At 72.4% G+C, this 2,714-nt stretch carries 3 protein-coding genes; all 3 read right to left on the bottom strand.

Annotation, left to right across the window (positions count from 1 at the left end):
* Positions 1 to 7: 7 nt before the first annotated feature.
* On the bottom strand, positions 8 to 676 hold the full coding sequence (gene rpe / locus G6023_RS11700) for a ribulose-phosphate 3-epimerase (protein WP_132061370.1): 669 nt from the start codon (positions 674 to 676) through the stop codon (positions 8 to 10).
* Positions 677 to 742: 66 nt separating this feature from the next.
* Entirely contained in the window at positions 743 to 1,687 is a 945-nt protein-coding gene (locus tag G6023_RS11695) for an alpha/beta hydrolase (protein ID WP_096905434.1), read from the bottom strand.
* Positions 1,680 to 2,714: RsmB/NOP family class I SAM-dependent RNA methyltransferase (locus G6023_RS11690; protein WP_182635625.1), on the bottom strand; the 1,035-nt coding region annotated here is incomplete at its 5' end. The genes G6023_RS11695 and G6023_RS11690, both read right to left, overlap by 8 nt.

The following is a 2,714-nucleotide window of genomic DNA, read 5'->3' as shown; positions in this document are numbered from 1 at the left end:
GGCACCGTCACGCCCGCGCGGCGAGGGCCCCGGAGCGCAGGGTCCCGATCATCGCGTCGGGATCCGGGGCACCGTAGACGGCCGAACCGGCCACGAACACGTCGCACCCCGCCGCCGCGCACTCGGCGATCGTCCCCGCGTCGATGCCACCGTCGATCTGGATGTGCACGTCGAGGCCACGGCGGTCGATCTCGGCGCGCAGCGTGCGGACCTTGTCCAACACCCCGGGCATGAACTTCTGGCCGCCGAAGCCGGGCTCGACGCTCATCACCAGGACCAGGTCCACGTGGTCGAGCAGGTCGAGGTACGGCTCGACGGCGGTCCCGGGCTTGATGGAGATACCCGCCTTGCACCCCCTGGCGTGCAGCAGGTCGGCGACGGCCTTCGGGTCGTCGGTGGCCTCCACGTGGAAGGTGACGTTGAACGCGCCGGCGTCCACGTAGTCATCGACCCAGCGCGCCGGGTCGGTGATCATGAGATGGCAGTCCATCGGCTTGTCCGTGACCCTCCCGACCGCCTTCGCGACCGGCGCACCGAAGGACAGGTTGGGCACGAAGTGACCGTCCATGACGTCCACGTGGATCCAGTCGGCGGACGGGATGCGCGCGATCTCGCGGTCCAGACGGGCGAAGTCGGCGGACAGGATCGACGGCGCGATGAGCGGCTGGTACGACATGACGACCAGTCTAGGCGGGCCCGTCCGGGCTGCTCCGCCGACATGGGACGGCGGCCCGCGGACCGGTCAGTCGACGGAGCCGGTGACCGAGGTCAGGAACTCGAGCTGGTCGGCGATGATGCGCTCGAAGTGCGGGTCGACGTAGGGGTCGAAGTGCTCGCACGGGTACTCCAGGTAGCGGCCGCGCGGGATCCGCTGCGCCGCCCGACGCGCGGTCGCCGCGGGGGTGATGGCGTCCTCCGTCGCGATCTGCACCAGCGTCGGGCAGGTGATCCGCCGCGTGTGCCGCATCGGCGAGTAGAAGCCGATCCGTGCCAGGATCCGTGCTGCGACGTCGTCGCGGAATTCACTGCGGCGCAGTCCCGAGTCGGCCGCGAGCCGATTCACCGCGGGATCGGCGTCCGGACTCGTCATGACCGCCGTGTCCCCCGGTCGTCCGACGAGACGCACGTACCGGGGCTCGCGACGCCGGAGCGAGCGCCACAGGTCGTCGACGATGGCCGGGCCGAGTCGGAGCGCCGCCGCGAGCCCCGTCGCCCTGACCGCGGCCGGACCGCTCACATGCGGGACCTGGGCGATGACTCCCGCCAGCCGCTCCCCCGTGCCGGCGAGGGTGAGGACGTGACCTCCAGAGAACGACGTGCCCCACGCAATGACGCGGTCCGGATCGACGCCGGGCAGCGACCGGGTGAAGGCCAGGGCTGACCGCCAGTCGTCGAGTTGGCGGCCGATGTCGAGGAGTTGCCGGGGTTGTCCGTCGCTGGCGCCGAAATGCCGGTAGTCGAAGACCACCACGACGAAGCCGGCGTCCCGGAAGCGCTCGGCGTACGCGGGTAGGCGCAGGTCCCGGATGCACCCGAAGCCGTGTGCCATGACGATGGCCGGCGCGGGGGTGGCTGGTGCGGGGGTGGCTGGTGCCGGGCCCGCAGGTTCGCCCGACGGCGCGTCCGGGCGGTAGACCCAGGCGGAGCACCGTACCCCGTGCGAGCTGAACTGCGCGTCCTCACGCATCGTGACCCCGTCGAAGTGCCGCCATGAACATCGCGTCTGTGCTGTGCCGGTGCGGCCACAGTTGCACCCACGGGCCGTCGCCCAGTCCGTCGACCGGACGGCCGACCACCTCCGCGAGGATGTCACGCACGTCGAGGAGTTCGACGTCGTCACGCCGGGCGGCTTCGCGGATGACCGACACTGTCTCCGAGAGGTGGGGCGAGCAGGTCGCGTACAGCACCACCCCGCCCGGTCGGACCAGACGCAGGGCCGACTCGAGGAGTTCGCGCTGGAGCGTGACCAGGCCCGGGATGTCGGCGGCGGTCTTGCGCCACCGCGCCTCGGGACGACGGCGGAGTGCGCCGAGGCCGGAACACGGGGCGTCGAGTAATACCCGGTCGAACCCCGGCTCCAGACCCGGGTCGCGTCCGTCTGCCGTGTGCACGGTCACCGGCAGGTCCTTGGTCGCGCCGCGGACCAGGTCGGCGCGGTGCTCGGAGATCTCCACCCCGGTGAGCGTCGCCTGCTCGATCTCCGCCAGCGCGCCCAGCAGGACCGCCTTACCGCCGGGCCCCGCGGCGAGATCGAGCCACCTCCCGGAGTCCGGACCGGTCAGGGGGGCGCGGGCGGCGGCCAGCGCCACGAGCTGGCTGCCCTCGTCCTGGACCGCCGCGAGCCCTTCTCGTACGGCGTCGAGCGTTCCGGGGTCCCCGGAGTCCAGGTGGACCGCGTACGGGGACAGCTCACCCTCCGTACCGCCGGTGATCAGTGCCAGTTCCTCGCCCGTGATTGCACCGGGGCGGGCGGCCAGGTGGACCTTCGGCCGGGCGTCGTCGGCGGCGAGCAACTCGGGAAGCTCTCCGGCGGCGGCGCCGAGCGAGTCCGCGAACGCTCGGGCGATCCACTCCGGGTGCGCGGTGCCGATGGCCATCCGGGCCACGGGGTCGGTCACACCGTCGCGCAGCGCGTCGACCCAGGAGTCGAGGTCGCGGGCGGCGACCTTGCGGAGGACCGCGTTGACGAACCCGCCCGCCCGGCCCAGGCCGGC

Source organism: Dietzia sp. DQ11-71 (genome assembly GCF_014144995.1).
Taxonomy (GTDB): Bacteria; Actinomycetota; Actinomycetes; order Mycobacteriales; family Mycobacteriaceae; genus Dietzia; species Dietzia kunjamensis.
The sequence above is the reverse complement of the archived record's forward strand: the minus strand, read 5'-3'. Positions and strand labels throughout refer to the sequence as shown.